This is a genomic window from Neolewinella marina, assembly GCF_002631205.1.
Lineage (GTDB): Bacteria > Bacteroidota > Bacteroidia > Chitinophagales > Saprospiraceae > Neolewinella > Neolewinella marina.
Genome location: NZ_PDLO01000013.1, coordinates 14,182 through 35,227, shown reverse-complemented (window position 1 = coordinate 35,227; position 21,046 = coordinate 14,182). Strand labels below are relative to the sequence as shown.

Annotated in this window: 14 protein-coding genes; 10 read left to right on the top strand and 4 right to left on the bottom strand. The window is 64.3% G+C overall.

From position 1 onward, the window contains the following. Positions 1 to 116 precede the first annotated feature (116 nt). The 6 genes from CGL56_RS17670 (at position 117) to CGL56_RS17645 (ending at position 11,687) form a co-directional block, all read left to right on the top strand. Positions 117 to 3,179, top strand: a complete 3,063-nt coding sequence (locus CGL56_RS17670) for a SusC/RagA family TonB-linked outer membrane protein (RefSeq protein ID WP_099107916.1) — start codon at positions 117 to 119, stop codon at positions 3,177 to 3,179. An 11-nt stretch (positions 3,180 to 3,190) separates the two neighbouring features. Continuing rightward, complete coding sequence (locus tag CGL56_RS17665; RefSeq protein WP_099107915.1) at positions 3,191 to 4,660, top strand: RagB/SusD family nutrient uptake outer membrane protein; 1,470 nt, start codon at positions 3,191 to 3,193, stop codon at positions 4,658 to 4,660. A gap of 23 nt (positions 4,661 to 4,683) precedes the next feature. After that, the gene (locus CGL56_RS17660; RefSeq protein WP_099107914.1) at positions 4,684 to 6,714 is read left to right on the top strand and encodes a PKD domain-containing protein; all 2,031 of its coding nucleotides are present in this window, start codon (positions 4,684 to 4,686) and stop codon (positions 6,712 to 6,714) included. 80 nt (positions 6,715 to 6,794) lie between these two features. Next, positions 6,795 to 8,450 (top strand): glycoside hydrolase family 16 protein, encoded by a 1,656-nt coding sequence (locus tag CGL56_RS17655; RefSeq protein WP_099107913.1) that lies wholly within the window; start codon positions 6,795 to 6,797, stop codon positions 8,448 to 8,450. 6 nt (positions 8,451 to 8,456) lie between these two features. Then, entirely contained in the window at positions 8,457 to 9,269 is an 813-nt protein-coding gene (locus tag CGL56_RS17650) for a glycoside hydrolase family 16 protein (RefSeq protein WP_099107912.1), read from the top strand. Positions 9,270 to 9,302: 33 nt separating this feature from the next. After that, positions 9,303 to 11,687 (top strand): T9SS type A sorting domain-containing protein, encoded by a 2,385-nt coding sequence (locus CGL56_RS17645; protein WP_099107911.1) that lies wholly within the window; start codon positions 9,303 to 9,305, stop codon positions 11,685 to 11,687. Positions 11,688 to 11,755: 68 nt separating this feature from the next. On the opposite strand, the gene CGL56_RS17640 is transcribed toward CGL56_RS17645, so the two are convergent. Next, positions 11,756 to 12,247 carry a VOC family protein gene (locus tag CGL56_RS17640; protein ID WP_099107910.1) on the bottom strand — a complete coding sequence of 164 codons (492 nt, stop codon included), beginning with the start codon at positions 12,245 to 12,247 and terminating at the stop codon, positions 11,756 to 11,758. 189 nt (positions 12,248 to 12,436) lie between these two features. Between CGL56_RS17640 and CGL56_RS17635 the strand changes: the two genes are divergently transcribed. After that, positions 12,437 to 13,006, top strand: coding sequence for a carbonic anhydrase (locus CGL56_RS17635; protein ID WP_099107909.1), 570 nt, complete (start codon positions 12,437 to 12,439; stop codon positions 13,004 to 13,006). Here the strand turns inward: CGL56_RS17635 and CGL56_RS17630 are convergent. Then, complete coding sequence (locus CGL56_RS17630; RefSeq protein ID WP_143470786.1) at positions 13,003 to 14,280, bottom strand: hypothetical protein; 1,278 nt, start codon at positions 14,278 to 14,280, stop codon at positions 13,003 to 13,005. The genes CGL56_RS17635 and CGL56_RS17630 overlap by 4 nt on opposite strands. 208 nt (positions 14,281 to 14,488) lie before the next feature. Here CGL56_RS17630 and CGL56_RS17625 point away from each other — a divergent pair, with 208 nt between their 5' ends. Both CGL56_RS17625 and CGL56_RS17620 read left to right on the top strand, forming a co-directional pair. After that, the gene (locus CGL56_RS17625; RefSeq protein ID WP_099107907.1) at positions 14,489 to 15,361 is read left to right on the top strand and encodes a LytR/AlgR family response regulator transcription factor; all 873 of its coding nucleotides are present in this window, start codon (positions 14,489 to 14,491) and stop codon (positions 15,359 to 15,361) included. Positions 15,362 to 15,391: 30 nt separating this feature from the next. After that, positions 15,392 to 16,540, top strand: a complete 1,149-nt coding sequence (locus CGL56_RS17620) for a dioxygenase family protein (RefSeq protein ID WP_099107906.1) — start codon at positions 15,392 to 15,394, stop codon at positions 16,538 to 16,540. Here the strand turns inward: CGL56_RS17620 and CGL56_RS18305 are convergent. Both CGL56_RS18305 and CGL56_RS17605 read right to left on the bottom strand, forming a co-directional pair. Next, positions 16,537 to 17,238, bottom strand: a complete 702-nt coding sequence (locus CGL56_RS18305; RefSeq protein ID WP_167641582.1) for a LytR/AlgR family response regulator transcription factor — start codon at positions 17,236 to 17,238, stop codon at positions 16,537 to 16,539. The genes CGL56_RS17620 and CGL56_RS18305 overlap by 4 nt on opposite strands. Then, the gene (locus tag CGL56_RS17605) at positions 17,235 to 18,290 is read right to left on the bottom strand and encodes a sensor histidine kinase (RefSeq protein ID WP_099107905.1); all 1,056 of its coding nucleotides are present in this window, start codon (positions 18,288 to 18,290) and stop codon (positions 17,235 to 17,237) included. Before CGL56_RS17605 ends, CGL56_RS18305 begins: the two co-directional genes overlap by 4 nt. Positions 18,291 to 18,476: 186 nt before the next feature. Between CGL56_RS17605 and CGL56_RS17600 the strand changes: the two genes are divergently transcribed. Beyond that, positions 18,477 to 20,999: an outer membrane beta-barrel family protein gene (locus tag CGL56_RS17600; RefSeq protein ID WP_099107904.1), complete on the top strand. Its 2,523-nt coding sequence runs from the start codon at positions 18,477 to 18,479 to the stop codon at positions 20,997 to 20,999. Positions 21,000 to 21,046: the final 47 nt, after the last annotated feature.

Sequence of the window (21,046 nt, the reverse complement as noted above, 5' to 3'; positions counted from 1 at the left end):
TAGGGGTCATACATTCTCCGGGGCCACCCCTACGCCCCTAGCTTTGTTGGGCAACCAAAAGTGCGACCGGTTATCGTCGATTTTTTCGGCGGCGGTCGTGCCTAACGTAAAGTCTCATGCATAGATATCTTTTACTCCTACTCGCGCTCTGCGGCGCGAGTATCGGCCTGACCGCCCAGTCCTTTACGGCCACCGGAACCATCACCGACGCCGACAACGGCGACCCCCTCATCGGCGCCAGCGTAATCGTAGTGGAAGCCGCCTCCACCGGCGGCGTGCGGGGTACGGTAACGGATTTTGACGGTTCCTTTAGTATAGCCGATGTCAGTGCCGGCACGGAACTGCGCATCACCTACACCGGCTACGAACCCACCACCATAACGGTAGCGGACAACAGCCCCCTGAACATCGCCCTTTCCCCCGACGTCCAGGCCCTCGACGAGGTGGTGGTAATCGGCTACGGCACTCAGCAGAAGCGGAACGTGACCGGCGCCGTTTCCACGGTGGATTCGGAGACCATCACCGACCTCAAGCCCATCAAGATCGAGCAGGCCCTGCAGGGCACCGTGGCCGGGGTCAACGTGACCACCCAGTCGGGCGCCCCCGGCGCGGGCCTCAACATCCGGATCCGCGGGGTGTCCACCAACGGGCAAAACGCCCCCCTGGTGATCATCGACGGCTACCAGGGCGACCTGGGTACCCTCAACCCCTCGGACATTGAGACCATCACCGTCCTCAAGGATGCCCAGGCGGCCGTCTACGGCACCATCGGCGCCAACGGCGTCATCCTGGTCACCACCAAGACCGGCAAAAAGAACCAGCCCGCCCGCCTGAGCTACAACACCTACGTAGGCACCCAGGAAAGCTCGCGTTCCCTGAACCTGCTCAACGCCACTGAGTACGCCCTGCTGCTCAACGAGGCCTACGCCGCCGGCGGTGAGCCCCTCCCCTACCCCGACGCCTCCGGCCTGGGCTTCGGCACCGACTACCAGGCGGAAGTCTTTGGCAACGCGCCCATCATGAACCACGACGTGACCGTCTCGGGCGGCAGTGACCGGGTCACCTACTCCATCGGCGGCTCCCTGCTCAACCAGGAAGGCATCATCGGTGGCGACAAGTCCGACTTCTCCCGCAGCACCGCCCGGGTATCACTGGGCCTGGACCTCACCAGCCGCCTCAAGCTGACCACCAACGCGATCTACACCCACATCGACCGCCGCTCGCTGAGCGAGAACGGCCTCGGCTCCGTCCTCTTCAACGCCCTCAACGCCCCGCCCACCCTGGCGGTGCGCGACGCGGACGGCGAGTTCAGCCTCGTCCCGAGTACCACCGGCCTTGGCATCGAGGTCATCAACCCCGCCGCCCAGATCGCCAACACCTTCAACGACTACGGCCTGAACAAGCTTAACGGACAGGCCACCCTGGACTGGAACGTCGTCGACGCCCTGACCCTCACCGGCCGCGTCGGCTTCAACACCGCCAACAGCGAAGGGCGCAACTTCAACCGCCAGGTGAGCTACGGCGGCAAGGTGTTCGACGTCACCCGCAGCAGCGTCAACCAGAACGCCATCAACGACAACAACTACTCCCTGGACCTTTACGGCACCTACGACAAGGCCTTCGGCGGCAACCACCATCTGACCGCCACGGCCGGCACCACCATATTCCGGGAACTGGGCAACGGTCTGTTCGCCACCGGTTACGACGTACCGAACAACGCCTTTGAATTTGCCGACATCAGCCTGGCTACCGGCACCAGTCCGGAAGGCGCCCGCGACGTGGGGTCCTACTCCTACGACGAGCGGCGGCTGTCCTACTTCGGGCGGGTGCAGTACAACTACGCCGAGCGTTATTTCCTGACCGCCATGCTGCGGCGCGACGCCTCCACCAAGTTTGGTCCCCAGAACCGGGCGGCGCTCTTCCCCTCCTTCACCGCCGGCTACATCGCCGTGGAGGAAGGCAGCCTCGGGGAGGCCAGCCCGGTCGACCTCCTGAAGCTGCGCATCAGCTACGGTATCCTGGGCAACGACCAGATCCTGAACAACGGCTACATCGGTAGCCTGAGCGGGGAGGCCACCTACGTCTTCGACGGGGTGCTCGTGAACGGCACCGCCATCGGGGCCCTGCCCAACCCCGCCCTGCAGTGGGAGGAAGCCAAGAAATTCAACGCCGGTTTCGACCTGAGCCTGCTGGATTACAAGCTGAACGTCACGGCCGACTACTTCATCAATACCCGCGACAACCTCCTGATCAGCAACATTCCCGTCTCCGGTATCGTAGGCACGGCCGCCCCCGGCAGCGCCTCGCCCACCGTCAATGCCGGGGCCGTGCGCAACCAGGGACTGGAGCTGGCCCTCAACTACCGGCAGCGGCTGAACAACGACTGGCGGCTCAGCCTGAGCTACAACTTCACCACCCTCGACAACGAGGTGCTGGAGGTCAACAACGGCACGGGCTTCATCGAAGGGGGCTCCTTCGGCGTTGGCCAGCTGGCGCCCTCCCGCATGGAAGTGGGGCTGCCCATCGGCTATTTCTACGGCTACCGCACCGCCGGCATCTTCCAGAGCGCCGACGAGATCGAGGGCGCGCCCAGCCAGATTGCCCTGGGCGCCGCCGCCCAGCCCGGCGACCTGCGCTACGTCGACGTGAACGGCGACGGCGTAATCGACCCCAACGACCGCACCTACCTCGGCGACCCGATCGCCAACGTGACCATGGGCTTCAACACCCAGCTGGAATTCCGCCGTTTCGACTTCACGGCCTACGCCTTTGCCTCCCTGGGCAACGAAATCGTGCGCAACTACGAGCGCGCCCTTTCCGACGTGAACCGCCTCGACTACTACCTGCAGCGGTGGACCGGCCCCGGCTCCACCAACGAAGTGCCGCGGGTAACCACCGCCGCTACCTCCAACCGGGTGTTTTCCGACTTCTTCGTGGAGGACGGTTCCTTCCTGCGCCTGCAGACCATTACCCTCGGCTACACCCTGCCCCTGCCCATCGCCGGCCGGGAGGGCAGCAGCCTGCGGGTCTACTTCAGCGGCAACAACCTGCTGACCGCCTCCGACTACCTGGGCTACGACCCGGCCGCCTCCAGCGGCTCCCCCCTGGGCGGCGGTATCGACTTCGGCTTCTACCCCATCGCCCGCTCCTTCCTCATCGGCGCCAACCTCAGCCTCTAACCCCGACCACCATGCACCACAAGCAAGTGAAATATATCCTCTGGGCGCTACTTGCCCTTCCCCTTACGGCCTGTGAGGACGAGTTCATCGGCCGCGACCCGGTCTACTCCATCGACTCGGAGAACTACTTCAACACCCCCTCCGACTACGAGAAAGCCCTCATCGGGGCCTACGACCTGCTGCAGCCCACCTACCTGAACGTGATGCTGGGGGAAATCGCCTCCGACAACACACTGGCCGGCGGCGAGAGCGCAACCGACGTGATCGGCATCCAGCAGGTGGACGACATGATCCACACCCCGGTCAACGACCAGCTCGATAACATCTGGGACTGGATGTTCGCCGGGGTGAACCGCGCCAGCTACATCCTGGAATTCCAGGACAAGATTGACTTCCCCGGCAAGGAGCAGATCCTGGCCGAGGCGCGCTTCCTCCGGGCCTACTACAATTTTGAACTGGTAAAGTGGTTCGGGCCCATCCCCCTGAAGACCGATGCCCGTTTCAGCCTGGGCGACGAGACCACCATCCCCCGCGCCCCCGTCTCAGAGGTCTACGCCGCCATCGAGGCGGACCTGCTGGCCGCCATTCCCGACCTGGCCGTAACCGCGCCCCAGGTGGGCCGGGCCCCGCGGGCTGCCGCCCAGGCCCTGCTCGGCAAGGCCTACCTCTACCAAGAGGAGTACGCCGCCGCCGCCGAAGTGCTGCAGGCGGTGATCAACGCCGGCAACTACAGCCTGCCCGAGGACTACGACGGCATCTTCGAGCAGTCCGGAGAGAACGGTCCGGGCTCCATCTTTGAAGTCCAGTACACCGACGCCGAGGGCGCCGGATTCGGCTGCCTCCAGTGCAGCGAGGGCAACGTGGCAGTAGGCTTTAACGGCATCCGCAACTACGCCGGACCGGTCTTCGACGGCGGCTTCAGCTTCAACGTCCCCACCCAGGAGGCCTACGAGGCCTACGAACCCGGCGACGCCCGCCGCGAAGTGGCCATTCTCGATATCGAGGACTGGGCCCAGCAAACGGGGGCCACCTACGGCACCGGCTACGAGCATACCGGCTACTTCAACCGCAAGTACCTGGCCCGCAAGGGCGACAGCAACATCGGCGACCAGAACCTGACCAACCCCAACAATTACCGCGCCATCCGCTACGCCGACGTACTGCTGATGGCCGCCGAGGCCCTGAACGCCATCGGTCAGGACGAGCTGGCGCGGGAGTACCTCAACCGGGTACGCCGCCGCGCCTTCGGAGACACCGACCACGACATCAGCGCCTCCGGTGATGCCCTGCGCGACTTCATCCTGCGGGAACGCCGCCTCGAGCTGCTGGGCGAAGGCCACCGCTTCTTCGACCTGGTCCGCACCGGCCGCGCCGCCGACGCCATCGAGGGTTTCCAGACCGGCAAGCACGAGCTGTTCCCGGTCCCCTTCCAAGAGATTCAGTTTTCCAACGGCAACTGGGTGCAGAACCCCGGCTACTGATCCGGCCGCCAAAATCTACAGTGATGCAACCAACCACCATCCTTTACTTCCTTTTTCTCTTCGTGCTCGTCAGCGGGTGCAATGATGAGATGTTCCTGCCGGCCCTGGAAGACGCCGAGGCGCCCAGCGAGCTTTCCCTGGACTTTTCCATTACCCCCGACAATACCGGTACCACCACCATCCGCCCCGGCGGGCGGGGGGTAACCTCCTTCTCCGTCGACTTCGGCGACGGCGGCTCCGCCCCCGTCACCCTGGCCCCGGGAGCGTCCATCACCCACGTCTATCCCGAGGGCGTGTACACCGTCTCCCTGGAAGCCATGAACATCAACGGAGAGACCACCTCCTATAGCGAAGAGCTGACCGTAAGCTTCCAGGCCCCCGAAAACCTGGAGGTCACGGTGGTGCCCACCCCGGGCAACCCCCTGTCGATCGACGTAAGCGCCACGGCCGATCTTGAGACCAATTTCCTGGCCTACTTCGGGGAAGACCCCGACGAGGAACCCGTTTCCTTCCAGGAGGGGGAAACCGTCAGCCACGAATACGCCGCCACGGGCACCTACGAGGTACGGGTAGCGGCCCTCAGCGGCGGTTCCGCGCGGGTGGAGGACACCGTGACGGTAACCATCGACAACCCCGTGCTACTGCCCCTCACCTTTGAGGATCCCACCAAGACCTACACCTTCATCGGCTTTGGCGGAGCCACCGCCGAGGTGGTCGACAACCCCGACGCCAGTGGCATCAATACCAGCGCCCGGGTAGGCAAACTCACCAAAAGCCAGGGATCGGAGGTGTGGGCCGGTACGGTATTTGAGCTTGGTGCGCCCATCGACTTCAGCGAGACGCAGCAACTGAGCATGAAGGTCTGGTCGCCGCAGGCCGGCATCTCCGTCCTGCTCAAGCTGGAGAACGCCACCGACGGCGACATCTTCGCCGAGGTGACGGTCAACACCACCGTAGCCGACCAGTGGGAGGAGCTCACCTTTGACTTCAGCGGGGCCGACCTTGGCCAGAGCTACTCCAAGCTGGTCCTCTTCTTCGACTTCGGCACGGCCGGTACCGGCGCCGACTACTACTTCGACGAGGTGGCCCTCACCGGCGGGCGCCCCGAGGTGAGCCTGCCGTTGACCTTCGAATCAACCGACCTAACCTACGAGTGGATCGGCTTCGGCGGCGCCACGGCGGAGATCGTCGACAACCCCGACGCCAGGGGCCTCAATATCAGCGGCCGGGTAGGCAAGCTCAACAAGAGCGAAGGTTCGGAAGTATGGGCCGGCGCGGTGCTGCAGCTGCCCCGCCCCATCGACTTCACGGCCGGCAACCAGATCGCCGTCAAGGTGTGGTCGCCCCAGGCCGGCATCCCGGTCCTCCTGAAGCTGGAGAACGCCGATAATCCCGACATCTTCCTCGAAGTGACGGTCAACACTACGGTAGCCAACCAGTGGGAGGAGCTCACCTTCGACCTCAGCGGTGCGGACCTGAGCCGCGACTACGCCAAGGTGGTCCTCTTCTTCGACTTCGGAACCGCCGGCACCGGCGCCGACTACTACTTCGACGACATCCGCCTGGCGGGGGGCAGCGAGCCCACCGAGTTGGTGCTGCCCCTGACCTTCGAGTCGACCGATCAGACCTACCCTTTCAGCGGCTTCGGCGGAGCATCGGCCGAGGTGATCGACAACCCCGACGCCAGCGGCCTCAACCCCAGCAACCGGGTGGTCAAGCTCAACAAGGGACAAGGATCCGAAGTATGGGCCGGCGCGGTGATCGCCCTTTCCCGACCGATCGACTTCGCCGGCCGGCAGACCGCCCGGGTGAAGGTGTGGTCGCCCCGGGCGAACATCCCCGTCCTCTTCAAGCTCGAGAACGGAACCGACGGCAACGTCTTCCTCGAGGCGACCGCCAACACCACGGTAGCCAACCAGTGGGAGGAGCTCACCTTCGACCTCAGCGGCGCCGACCTGAGCCGCGACTACTCCAAGGTGGTCCTCTTTTTCGACTTCGGAACCGCCGGCACGGGCACCGACTACTACTTCGACGACATCCGGCTGACGCAGTAGCCCTTCCCCCCGGCACCCGGGGCGCGGCCGGCACCCGCGTCCGCGCCCCGGAAGCTTTTTCCATCCAGAAAAATTCAAGCATGAAATTCCAATACCTACTGTTGCTGCTGGCCCTGGGCCTGACCGCCTGCAACCAGGAAGAATACGCCTTCGGCGACATCCGGGCACCCCGGAACCTCCAGATCGAGGCCACCGTGGTAGGGCAAACCGCCGATACCCCGAACGGCGACGGCAGCGGGGTGGTGATCTTCACCGCCACCGCCGAGGACGCCATCACCTACAAATTCGTCTTCAGCGACGGCACCCAGGAAGTGGCCCCCAGCGGCCAGCTCACCAAGCGCTTTACCCAGGTGGGCGTACAAAACTATGAAGTGACCGTAGTGGCCTCCGGAACCGGGGGCGTGGCCACCACCGCCACCACCGAAGTGACCGTGGAGAGCACCTTCAGCGACGCCGAGGCCCTGCGGCTGCTGACCGGCGACGGGACCAAGACCTGGTACTGGGCCGCCGACGAGCCCGGCCAACTGGGCGTAGGTCAGAACGACGGCGACGCCACCAAGAACTACTTCGCCAACTACTACCAGGCCGCCCCCTTCGAGAAAGACGGCGCCGGAGAGAGCCAGTGCCTCTACGAAGACGAACTGGTCTTCAGCCGCCAGGGCGACCAGCTCTACTACGAGCTGAACAACTTCGGCCTCACCTACTTCAACGCCGCCTACCAGGACGTGGCCGGCGGTAGCCAGGGCTACGACTTTTGCTACGAATTCGACGTAAAGGACGAGCCCCAGCTAGTCACCCTCTCCCCCTCGGAGTCGGTAGTGGCGGCCAACGGCATCCCCGGACAGACCCGCGGCACGGTGCTCAACTTCACCGATGGCGGCTTCATGAGCTACTACATTGGCACCTCGCGGTACGAGATCCTTTCACTCACCGAAAACCGTCTCGTGGTGCGGGCCGTGCAGGGCAACAACGCCGGCCTGGCCTGGTACCACATCTTCACCTCCACGAAGCCCGTCCAGGGTGGCGGCGGTGAGGAACCGGAATTCAACCAGCTCGTCTGGGCGGATGAATTCGATGGCACCGCACTGGCCGACACCTCCTGGAGCTACAACACCGGCACGGGCACCGACGGCTGGGGCAACAACGAGTCGCAGTACTACACCAACCGCCCCGAAAACATCAGCGTATCCGACGGTACGCTCAAGATCACGGCCCAGCGGGAGAACTACCGCGGCTCGGACTTTACCTCCTCGCGCATCGTTACGGAGGACAAATTCGAGTTCACCTACGGCCGCATCGAGATCCGCGCCAAGCTCCCCTCCGGCGGCGGCACCTGGCCCGCCCTGTGGATGCTCGGCGCCGACTACCAGACGAACACCTGGCCCGCCTGCGGCGAGATCGACATCATGGAGCACGTGGGCAACCAGCAGAACCGTGTCTTCTCCTCCCTCCACTTCCCCGGCAACTCCGGGGGCAACGCCGTGACCGAGAGCACGGTGGTGGAAACGGCCTCCACTGAATTCCACGTGTACAAGGCCATCTGGTCGGAAAACACCATCCGCTTCTACGTGGACGATAACCTCTACCATACCTTCAGCAACCGCGCCGGACTGCCCTTCAACAAGGACTTCTTCCTCATCTTCAACGTCGCCATGGGTGGCAACTTCGGAGGCAATATCGACGCGGATTTCCAGCAGTCCACCATGGAGGTGGACTATGTACGCGTATACCAATAAGCTCAGATGAAACTTTCCATTTCTATCCTCTCCCTGGCGGCATTTGGCCTGTCCGGCTGCTTTCAGGCCGAGGCAAACAGCCCGATCACCACCCCTTCACCCGCCGCTCCGGACCGGGAGCTGGTCTGGTCGGATGAGTTCAACGGAGAGGCCCTCGATACCACGGCCTGGAACTACGAACTCGGCGACGGCTGCCCGAACCTCTGCGGCTGGGGCAACGCCGAGCGGCAGCACTATACCCGCGACAACCACCGGCTTGAGGACGGCCACCTCGTGATCACCGCCCGCAAGGAAGGAGAGGGCTACACCTCGACCCGCATCACGACCAAGAACAAGCACGCCTTCCAGTACGGCCGCATCGAAACCCGCGCCAAGCTACCGGTGGGTGAGGGCCTGTGGCCCGCCTTCTGGATGCTGGGGAAGAACATCGATTCGGTGGGCTGGCCCCGCTGCGGCGAGATCGACATCCTGGAATACGTAGGCCGTGAGCCCGGCGAGGTGTTCACCTCCCTGCACACCCCGGCCACCCACGGGGCTACCGCCAGTACCAAGAAGAGCCGCTTCGCGGACATCGAGGAGGGCTTCCACCGCTACGCCGCCGAATGGACCGCCGATGAGATCTCCTTCTTCGTCGACGACCAGCTGGTGTACACCTACGACCCCGAGGAGCGGAACGAGGACGTATGGCCCTTCGACCAGCCCTTTTACATCCTGATCAACCTGGCCATCGGCGGCAACTTCGGCGGCCCCGGGGTGGACGATTCCATCTTCCCCCAGGAGTACATCATCGACTACGTCCGGGTATACGCCCCGGAATAACCTTTCAAATCAACGAAGCTTAAAACAGATCCTATGCAACACATTTACACTCTGATCCTCATCCTCGCCTCCGGCCTGCTGGCCGCCCAGGGGCCCACGACGGCCCCACCCACTCCCACGGTGGAGGCCGCGAAGGTGATTTCCCTCTACAGTGACGCCTACACCGACGTGACGGTCGACACCTGGCGCACCGACTGGAGCATGGCCGACGCCAGTGAAGTGCTCATCGGCGACAACTACGTCCGCGTCTACGAGAACCTCGACTTCGCTGGCATCGAAATGACCGGCGAGAACGCCCTCGACCTGATGGCCGCCGGCATGACCCACCTCCACCTCGACCTGTGGTCGGCCAACAGCACCACCTTCCGCGTGAAGCTGGTCGACTTCGGCGGCGACGGTTTCGACAACGGGACCGACACCGAAAAGGAAGTGGTCCGGGCCGTGACCCAGGGCGAATGGATGAGCCTGGACCTCCCCCTGACGGAGTTTTCCGGCATGAATATGTCGGACATCAACCAGTTCATCATCTCCAGCCTGCCGGCCGGCAGCAGCGTGGTCTTCCTCGACAACATCTTCTTCTACCAGGGAGAGGCCGCCGCGGAACTGTCGGCCCCCATCGTGGCCGCCCCGACCCCGACGCGGGACGCCTCCACCGTCGTTTCCCTCTTCAGCGATGCCTATACCGACGTGAGCGTGGATACCTGGCTGACGGAATGGAGTTCGGCCAAACTGAAGGATACGGTCATCGCCGAAAGCGCCGTGAAGGTGTACTACGACCTCGACTTCGCGGGCATTGAAATGACCGGCGAGAACGCCCTCGACCTGATGGCCGCCGGCATGACCCACCTGCACTTCGACTTCTGGTCGCCCAACAGCACCACTTTCCGCGTGAAACTGGTCGACTTCGGCGGCGACGGATTCGATGGCGGCAACGATACCGACGCGGAGATCGCCCGCGACCTGCCCCGCGGGCAGTGGGTGAGCGTGGACTACCCCCTGGCCAGCTTTGCCGGCCTCAACAAGGACGACATCAGCCAGTTCATCATCTCCAGCCTGCCCGTGGGCAGCAGCAAGGTGTATTTGGACAACATCTTCTTCTACCGGAGTGAAACCGGCGGCGGCACCCCCCTCGACCTGCCCGTCACCTTCGAGGATGAGGACGTCACCTACGGCCTCGTCGACTTCGGCGGCGCCGTCTCCCAGGTGGTCACCGACCCAACCGATGAGGAGAACCACGTAGCCGAAACCACGAAAACGGCCGGGGCGGAAACCTGGGCCGGTACCACCCTGACCGTGGACCAGGGCGGCAGCCCGAATGACCCCGGCTTCGCTAACCCCGTGCCCTTCACCGCCGAGGCCACTACCGTCTCCGTGAGGGTCTGGTCGCCGACGGCCGGAACGCCCGTCCGCCTGAAGGTGGAGAACAGCGCGGATGTCACCGTCACCGTGGAAACCGAAACCACCACCACCAAGGCCATGGAGTGGGAAACCCTGGTCTTCGACTTCGCCAACGAAGCCCCGGGCACCGCCGCCCTGAACCTGGCCGCGGCCTACAACAAGATGTCTATCTTCTTCAACTTTGGCACCCAGCCGGCCGAGGCCGCTACCTACTACTGGGACGATGTCTACTTCGGCGGTGAAAGCAACGGCGGTGGCGGCGGAGACGACGAGCCTACCACGGCGGCCCCCGCTCCCGTCCACGAGGGCAACGACATCATCTCCCTCTTCAGCGAAGCCTACACGAACGTGGCGGTCGACACCTGGCGTACCGACTGGAGCAGCGCCACCTACGCCGAGGTCTCCATCGACGGCAACGCCACCAAGGTGTACGGCAACCTCGACTTTGCCGGCATTGAGACTACCGGCAACAATGCCCTTGACCTCACCGGTATGACCCACCTGCACGTCGACTACTGGTCGGCCAATCTGGATACCTTCCGCATCAAGCTGGTCGACTTCGGCAAGGACGGCTTCGACAACGGGACCGACACCGAGTTTGAGCTCGCCTTCAAGGTGACCCAGGGGCAGTGGGTGCGTCTTGATATTCCCCTCACGGATTTTGCGGGCATGAATCAGTCCGACGTCAACCAGTTCATCATCTCCGCCCTGCCCACCGGCACCGGAGCGATCTACCTCGACAACATCTACTTCTACAATGCCGCGACGGTAGCCAACGAGCGGCCCGAAATGGGCATCCTGTCGGCTTACCCCAATCCGGTAACCGACCAGGCCATCATCACCGCTCCGGTGCGGATGGAATCCCTGCTGCTGTTCGACGCCACCGGCCGCCTGATCGGAGAGCACCGCCCCGGAGGAGAGCAGTACACCCTGCCCATGGGCGACCTCCGCCCCGGCCTCTACGTAGCCTTGGTTTCCACGGCCCGGGGACAGTTTACGGTCAAGCTCCGTAAACAGTAAGACCGCGTTCTCTCAGTATTAATCCTGGCCCTCCGGTTTCTTGACCGGGGGGCCTGTTTTTTTTGTTGCTACTGCTCGCGGAGCAGGGCTTCCAGGTCCAGGTGGCGGGTGAACATCTCGATGCCGCCGTCGGGAGATTGGGGCCATTCCTCACGGGGGCGGTCCCAGTACAGCTCCACCCCGTTACCGTCCGGATCGTCCAGGTAGATTGCCTCGCTCACGCCGTGGTCGGCCGCGCCGGTCAGGGGGTAGTCCGCCTCCCGCAACCGCTGCAGGGCCCGGGCCAGGTCGCGGCGTTCCGGATAAAGGATGGCCGTGTGGAACAGTCCGACGCCCCGTTTCGGGGCCGGGGGCGCGCCGAGGCTTTGCCAGGTATTGAGCCCGATGTGGTGGTGGTAGCCGCCGGCGGAGATGAAGGCGGCCTGGCTGCCATAGCGGGTGGTCTCCTCGAACCCCAGCAGGCCGCAGTAGAAGCCGAGGGCCCGCTCCAAATCGGCTACCTTCAGGTGGACGTGCCCGATACGGGTAGCGGCGGGAATGCGGTAAGTGGGATCAGCCATAGCGGGGCAGGTAGTTCAGACATATGGGCCGGGGGGAAGGCCATCGAAAGTAAGGTTTAGGCGGTCACGAGGGAAATTATTCCCGGTTTTGGCCGGTGGAAAGCGCCAATGTTCTTTTTTTTGCAGCAAACATTATTCACCGTGTCCCTTTCCAGGGGCGTAACCATCATGCACTAAAGACATACCCCTATGACCATTGACCAGGTAGTATCCCGCCTCCAGGAAGGCAACGAACGCTTCGTAGCCGACAAGCTCGACGGCAAACTGCAGAACTCTTCCCGCCGCGGAGAACTCACCTCCGGCCAGAAGCCCTACGCCATCGTGCTCAGCTGCGCCGACAGCCGCGTTGTGCCCGAACTGGCCTTCGACACCGGCCTCGGCGAGATTTTCGTCGTGCGGGTAGCCGGCAACATTGCCAACACCTCCTCCATCGCCAGCATCGAGTACGCGGTGGCCCACATCGGTAGCCCGGTCATCGTAGTCCTCGGCCACGAGAGCTGCGGCGCCGTCACGGCCGCCCTCCAGGGAGGCGACAACGGCTACAACCTCAACCACCTCACGGCCCACATCAAGCCGGCCATCAAGTCTTCCCCCCAGGGCGCGTCCGTGAACGAAGTCGTGAAGGAGAATGCTCGCCTCACCGCCCAAGAACTGCAGGACCGCAGCAGCATCATCCGCCAGGCCGTACAGGACGGCAAGGTGAAGATCGTACCCGCCTACTACAACCTTCACACGGGCAAGGTAGACATGCTCTCCTAGTCCAGCCTCCGCACGTAGGCGGAAAGGCGTTGCTCCAGGTTCCCCTGACGGGCCAGGTACTGGAAGCGCGGGTCGGTGTAGATCACCGACAGGTCGACCGGCGTAAGCCGGTAGGCCCGCGCGAGGGCCTGGAGCGACTCCTCCGCCTGCCGCTGCAGGGAAAAGTATTTCGCCATCTGCACCATGGCCAGGCTCTGGTCCGCCGGCGTGGCCGCCAGCCGCAGGGCCTGCTGCAGAAACGGTAGCCCATCGTCGGGCCGCCCCGCCTGGGTATACACCAGGCCAACTTCCGAGATCGCCACCACGCTCCGGGGCAGGTAGGTCAGCACCGAGTCCAGGTACACGAGCGCCTGGGCGTACCGCTGCCGCGCCAGGGCCTCATCCTTGGCCACCCAGAAATCCACCACCACATTGGAATATTCCCCGCTCAGGGTAGTAGGTACCGGCGGCATGCCGGGGGCGTTGACCACCTCCAGGGTGAAGTCGCGCCAGTCGTAGGAGCAGGCCAGGAAGCGGTCGGGCTCGGCGGGTTCCCCCCACTCCCGGCGATCGATACCGTCGCCGTAGTACACCCGGTACCAGCGACCGTTTACCGGGATCTCCACCCACAATTCATTTTCCCTCACCTCCCCGTAGCTCAGCACCTTGCCGGCGACCACCCTGTGGGGTAGTTCCAGGTGTTGCAGGCCCAGGGAAAGTAACAGATGCTTGCGGCGCGCCGTGGTGCGCCGCCGGAAGAGGTCTTCCAGCAGGGGCTGGGAGTAGTCAAAACCTTCCGCGCTCCTCACCGTCCGCACCCGCCGGTCCAGTCGCCGGATGAGGCGATCCACATCCGCCAGGCTGGTATCCCCGGGCGTAAGGGTACTGAACTCCGTCTTGCCCACGTCCTCCCGCACCAGCGGGGGCAGTACGTAGGGGCCATCGTCGGTGTCGGGCCAGGTGAAGGCGGGGCGGGGGTGCTGGTCCAGGCTGTCGCGGTTCCACGCCGGGGTCGGGGCCAGGCTAACCCGGTAGCTGAACCGCAGGCTATCGGTCTGCGGCAGGCGGTCGAGGTCCCAGCGGTAACTGTTCCCGGAGCCGTCAGCCGGGGAAGAGGAGAACAGGACGTGGCTTACCACTTGCCCGCTGCCCGACAAGGGCAATCGGGCATACACCGCCGCCCCCTCCAGGGTTACCCCGTCCGGCAAGAGGAGGGTTTCCCGCACGGAATACACCGCCTGCCCCGGCAGGGCATGGAACAGTAGCACCAACAGAAAGACAGCAATCGTACGCACGGGAGAGGAGGTATTTAGGGGGGTAAAGATAGCACCCCCTGCTGCCGTGGCAGTAACCGGCTGCTTCTCACAGCAGTATGCAACTGGCCTCCCCCGGGGCCTTTATTACCTGGTGGTGGGCGGCCGGGCGTACCCGGTGTACCGGCGCTAGGGCCCACCCGCGTCCGCGGCAATTGTCGTAACTTCAGGAGGACCGAACGCTGCCGCCATGCCCCCGCCCACTTCACAGCCCACTTCCCTGCCCCGGCTGAGGTGGCGCTGGTTGCTGGTCGCGGCCGGCGGCGTATTCCTGCTGGTGGTCTTTCAGGACATTCTCGATGCCAGCCGGCGGGATTCGGCCTTTTACCTTTCCGAATCCGGCCTTTTCGCGGCCTTCTGGCTGTTGATGCTCCCCCTCTACCCCCTGCTGCGGTGGCTGTGTCGGTGGGGATTTTTCCGCGGGTATCCTATACCAGTGGTCGTCGCCGGGGGGGTACTGTCCACGGCCTTCGTCCACTTCCTGCTGTTCCCGGCCCTGGTGTACGGCTGGTCAACCTGGATGCTCGACTCCACCTTTCCCTACGGCCGCAGCCTGAATTACCTGGTCTCCGAGAACCTCTTCGGCTGCCTCCTGGGCTACGGTCTGCTGTCGGTTTTCGCCCTCTGGGGTGGCGCTACCCTCCCCCGGCGGCCTGTTGAGGGTTCCCTGGCCCCCGCGGCCCCGCCTACCCTCACCGTGAAGTCGGGCGGGCAAACCACCCTGCTGCCCATCGCCGAGCTGCGCTACGCGGTGGCGGAAAAGCCCTACGTGGCCCTGCATACCGCCGACCGGAAGTACCTCGTCAGCGATTCCCTGAACGAATTGACCGAGCGGCTGGCTCCCCACGGCTTTCTGCGCGTCCACAAGTCCGCCGTGGTGCGGCTGTCCGCCGTATCCGCCTACGTTTCCCGCCGCAACGGCGACTACGACCTGGCCCTGGAGGGTGGACGGACCCTGCGGCTGAGCCGGCACTACCGCGATGATTTCTTTGCCGCGGTGACGGCCGACACGGGTGGGCAAACGGGGTACACGGGTCAGCCAACCCAAGCTGCAGGCCAGTGAATTTCCCGCCATTTTGGAAAAAAAGCCGCTATGCTACGTTTTCCCTTCTGTACCCTGCTGCTGTTGCTGTCGGGCGCTCTCCACCGCTGTTCCGCCCAGGCGACCGGCCCCGAAACCGTCGGTGGCCCCTTTGAAAACCGTGAGTTCTTTTACTACGGCATGCCCGCGGAGATTGCTGCCACTGACACCACGGCCGGCTGGCATTCCGGGGGGCAACGGCTCGTGATCCGGGGCAGGATGCTGCGGCCCGACGGCGTCACCCCCGCTGCCGGCGTCGTCCTCTACTACTACCAAACGGACGCTACGGGCGTCTACCCCACGCATGATCTATCCGACCCCCGGGTGGCGCGCCACGGTTCCCTGCGGGGCTGGGTGAAATCGGACAAGGAGGGCCGCTATGCGATTTACACCGTCCGTCCCGCCCCCTACCCAGGCCGCGACGATCCCGCCCATATTCATCCCGCCCTGCTGGAACCCGGCATTGAGGTGCCCTATTACCTCGACGCCTTCGTCTTCGACGACGATTCCCTGTTGACCACCGCCCGCCGCCGGGGAGCCGAAAACCGCGGGGGCAGCGGGGTGCTGAGGGTCAAGGAGGTAGGCGACCGGCAGATCGCCGAACACAACATCATCGTGGGTCTCAACATCCCGGGGCATCCGGCCGAAGCCACCAGGGGCCCGCGGTCCGGTCCGGCCATCGGGGAAGACCTGACCTCCTTCACCCCTTACCACGTCCACGGGCCGGATGCCGGCACCCGCGTCTGCCCGGTTTGCAAATACGGCAAATACCGGGGTGCCCTCCTCTTCGCCGGGGCCGGAGCCGACTGGTCGGCCATCGAGCGCTGGCTCGCTTTTCTGGAAGGGCAAGCAGCACAAGGGGCCGGCGCGCTGCGGGTATTTCTCGTAGACGGAGACGACTCGAAGCTGCCCCGGGCCGAACGCATCAGGCGCCTCGAAGAAATGGCCACCTGCCTGAACCTGAGCAACGTAGCCCTTACCCTCGTTCCGAACCTGCAGGATACGGCTTCGGAAGTAAGCGCCCTTAGCCTCCACTCGGAGGCCCGCCTGACCCTCCTGCTCTACGATAACGGCAAGGTGATCGGCAACTGGGTGGATCCGTTACCGACCCCGGAACGCTTCGCCGAGGTGGATGAGCGGTTGGGGGGCGGGGCGCGTTAGTCTTCCCATACCTTGTGCAGGGCAGCGGCGTAGGTCTCTCCCACGGGCAGCCAGTCTTCGCCGATGCGCACCCGGGACTTCTGCTTCGCGTCCACGCGTGCGAGGTTGATGAGGTAGGAGCGGTGGATGCGCTGAAAGCCATGGTCGCGGAGCCGGTCGGCCATGTGCTTCAGGCGACCCAGGGTCACCACCGGGCGGGGGCTGCCTGCGAGGTGGATCTTTACGTAGTCGCCCATGCCCTCGATGTAGCGGATGTCGGCCGTGGTGATGCGGATCTCCTGGTATTCGGAGAAGACGAAAAAGTGGTCTTCCGGGGCGGGGCCCGCGGGTGCCGGTTCCCGCAGGCGGAGCCACTCACCGGCCTTGGCCAGGGCGCGTTGGAACCTGGCCGGGGCTACGGGCTTGACGAGGTAGTCCACCACGTCCAGTTCGAACCCTTCCAGGGCGTGGTCCTTGTAGGCGGTCAGGAAGATGACCAGGGGCCGCTCGTCGGGGAGCTGGCGGACGAACTCCAGTCCGCTGATGTCGGGCATGTTGATGTCGGTGATCAACAGGTCGACCGTGTTGCGGCCCAGGTACTCCGCGGCGGCCGCCGCGTCGGTGAAGGTCCGGAGCAACTGCCAGTCGGGGGCCTCACGGGCCAGCCGTTCGATCAGCACCAGGGCCAGGGGCTCGTCGTCGAGGGCGATGAAGGTCATGGGGCGAGGTTGAGTTGGAGTTCTACGTGGTGGTGGCCGTCCCGCTGCTCCACGTGCAGGGTATGGCGGTCCGGGTAGGCGTGCTGCAGCCGCTGCCGGGTGTTGGCCATGCCGATGCCGGAGGGCTGTCCGTTTTGCCGTTGTTTCGGCGGCAGCAGGAGGTTTTTCACTTGCAGCCGCAGCTCGTTTCCTTCCAGCAGGATGCGGATGCTGATGGTGCAGGGTTGGCTGGTGGTCAGCCCGTGCTTGAAGGCATTCTCGACGAAGGGGACCAGCAGCATGGGCTCGATGAGCAGCCGCTCGGGCGTGGCGGCGGGCAGTTCCAGGCGGAGTTCGGCGTTCGGTGGGAGGCGCAGCCGCTGGAGGTCGACGTAGCTGGCGATGAAGTCGAGGTCGCGCGCCAGCGTCACCCGCGGGCTGGCGCATTCGTAGAGGATGTAGCTCACCATCTCCGACAACTTCAGCAGGGCATCGGGGGTCTTGTCCGGCGCGGTAAGGGCCAGGGCGTAAAGGTTGTTGATGGTATTGAGCAGGAAATGGGGGTTGATCTGGGACTTCAGCAGGGCGATCTCGGCTTCCAGCCGCTGGCGGTTGGCTTCCTCCTCGGCCTTGCGCTTGCTTTCGAAGGCGGCGAATCCCCGGAAGGTGGCCGCCACCCCGAAAATGGCCAGCCCGATGAAGGTGGCCACAAACAGCAGGAAGGTCCACGGGCGTTCCCGGCGTGGGGGGGCTTCCCCGGCACCCGCGTCCGCGCCCCGGTGAGCAAGGTCGAGCAGCCAGTAGTCGGTGCCGATGGAGTAGGCCACGTACCCCAGAAAGACCACCACCACCCAACCGTAGAACGCCCGCTTCCGGCCGGCGAAGTAAAGGGGGAGGACCAGATAGTACAGCAGGTTAAAGAAGGCCGCGAAGCCGCCAATGCGCACCACGATAAGCCAGTAGTCGGCCGTCGTACGGTGGGTCGTATCCCCCGACAGGGTGAAGAGGAGCAGGAGGCCCACCCACACGGATGCCTGGGTAAGAACGGACCGGGAAATGCGCGTTGTGGACATATAAAGGACAGCTGACGCTCCAAAGGTCGGCTTTTTCCGCCCCCCCGGCGGGGGTGGTCCGGGGCGTTCACCGAGACACTTCCCGGGTTCACCGAGACACCCGGTTTGGGGGCCATATATCCCCCCACCTTCGTGTTGCAATCAGTAGTTCCGGCACTGCCGCCGGGCGCTTTTCAACCCTCCGCCATGAGACATCCCTTCCTCCTTCTTGCCCTTTTACTGGCCACCACCACCTCCCTGTTCGCCCAGTTTCCCGGTCGCCCGGCACCTACGGGGCGGGTGTACGGCAAGGTAGTGGATGAAGCCGGAGCCCCCGTCGGTTACGCCACCGTCCAGGTAGCCGGCCAGGTGGTGGACCCCGCTACCCAGTCCCTGAAGGACACCCTCCTCGCCGGCCAATTTACCGAGGACAATGGCGACTTCAACATTGAGAACCTGGCCGTGAGGGGCAACTACGAACTGGTGATCTCCTTCCTCGGCTACGCGGAGATGCGCCAGCCCTTTGACTTCGGTGGCGCCGCCAGCCGCGACCTTGGCAACCTGACGCTGGAAACCTCCGCCAGCACCCTCAGCGAGGTGACCGTTACCGCGGAGGCCTCCCTGTCCACCCTGTCCCTGGACCGCAAGAGCTACCGGGTAGACAAGGACCTCAGCTCCGCCGGTGGCACCGCCGTGGATGCCCTGAAGAACGTCCCCTCCCTGTCGGTCGACCTCGACGACAACGTAAGCCTGCGCAACGGCTCCCCCCAGGTATTCATCGACGGGCGGCCGACTACCCTCTCCCTCGACCAGATCTCCGCCAATACCATCGAAAGCGTGGAGGTGATCACCAACCCATCGGCCAAGTTCGACGCCGGCGGCGGCGCGGCGGGCATCGTGAACATCGTGTTGAAGAAGAACCAGCAGGTCGGCTACAATGGCAACCTGCGGGTGGGCGGCGACTCCCAGGGGGGCTACAACCTCGGTGGCGACCTCAACGCCCGGGGCGAGAAGGTGAACGCCTTTGCTTCCGGCATGCTGATGAGCAACCGCCGCACCTCCCTGTCCACCACCCTGCGCGAGAGCTACTTCGGCGACCCCAATACCCTCATTTCCCAGACGTCGGAATCCACCAACCAGGGCACCTTCGGCAACGTACGGGCCGGGCTGGACTACTTCCTCGACAACCGCAACACCCTGACCCTGAGCGGCAGCTATATGAATGGTCAGTTTGCCCCCAAGGGCACCATCACCACCTCCACCGATTACCTCTACGCTTCCGGAACCGAGAATGCTTCCTACGATCGCTTCAGCGTCCAGGACCGCAACTTCAGCAACTACGGCGCCGCCCTGCAGTTCAAGCACCTCTTCCCCCAGCCGGGCGCCGAGTGGACCGCCGACCTCAGCTACAATGCGGTGAGCTTCTCGGGCAACAGCCTCTACCGCAACGAATACGACAGCGGCGCCCTGAGCCAGGAGCGGCAGGAGTCCACGGGCTCGGGCAGCTTCCTGACGCTGCAGTCCGACTTCGTGGCACCCCTCGACGCCAAGACCAAGCTGGAAGGCGGCATCAAGGCCACCCTGCGCGGCAACGTCAGCGACCAGGCCAACTTCGTCAACCCCGGCGAGGGGGACGATTGGACCCAGGTGGTGCAGCTCTCCGACTACTTCGCCTTCAACGACAACGTCTTCGCCGGCTACCTGCAGGCCGGCCGCGAGGTGGGCGCCTGGGGATTCCAGGCCGGGCTGCGCGCCGAGAGCTCCTTCTACCGGGGTGAGCTTGCCGACCGCGACTCCTCCTTCTCCATCGACTACCCCCTTAGCCTCTTCCCCAGTGCCTTCATTACCCGCAAGCTCAACGAAACCGACCAGTTGCAACTCGCTTACACCCGCCGGGTGAACCGCCCGAACTTCTTCCAGACGATGCCCTTCACCGACTTCTCGGATTCGCTGAACCTGCGCCGCGGCAACCCCCAGCTGCTACCGGAATTCACCACCTCCCTGGAGCTCTCGTACCAGAACATCTTTCCCAGCGGCAACAACCTCCTCGTGTCCGTCTACTATAAGCAGGCCACCGACCTGATCGCCGGCTACCAGTTCACCGAGTTCAACGAAACCCTCGGCGAGGAGGTCATCGTAACCAGCTACGCCAACACCGACCAGGCCACCGCCTACGGGGCCGAGGCCACCCTGAAGACCAACCTCTTCGGCTGGCTCGACCTGACCTCCAACCTGAACGTGTACCAGTCCAACGTCAACGCCTCCAACCTGGAGGCCGGCCTGCAGGTAAACCGGATGAGTGCCTTCCTGAAGGAAACCGCCCAGATCAGGCTGCCGAACAACTTCGCCCTCCAGCTCAATGGTGAGTACCGCAGCCAGGCCTCCTTCACGCCTACGACCAACAACGACGCCTTCCGCGGGGGCGGGGGTGGCACCCAGAACACCGCCCAGGGGTACACCCAGTCGGTTTGGTTCGTCGACGCCTCCCTGCGCAAGAGCTTCTGGGATAATGCCGCCTCCCTCACCCTGAGCGTGCAGGACGTCTTTGGCAGCCGGGAATTCGGGACCTTTACCCAGACGGACTTCTTCAGCCAGGAAACCTCCCGGCTCATGAACCCCCAGACGGTACGCCTGAACTTCGCCTACCGCTTCGGCAAGATGGACACCTCCCTCTTCCAGCGCAAGAACACCAACAACACCTCCCAGGGTGGCGATATGATCGGCGGCTAGGTCCGGCAGCGGCCGGTAAGGGGAACGGGAGATGCCGATTGGCGTCT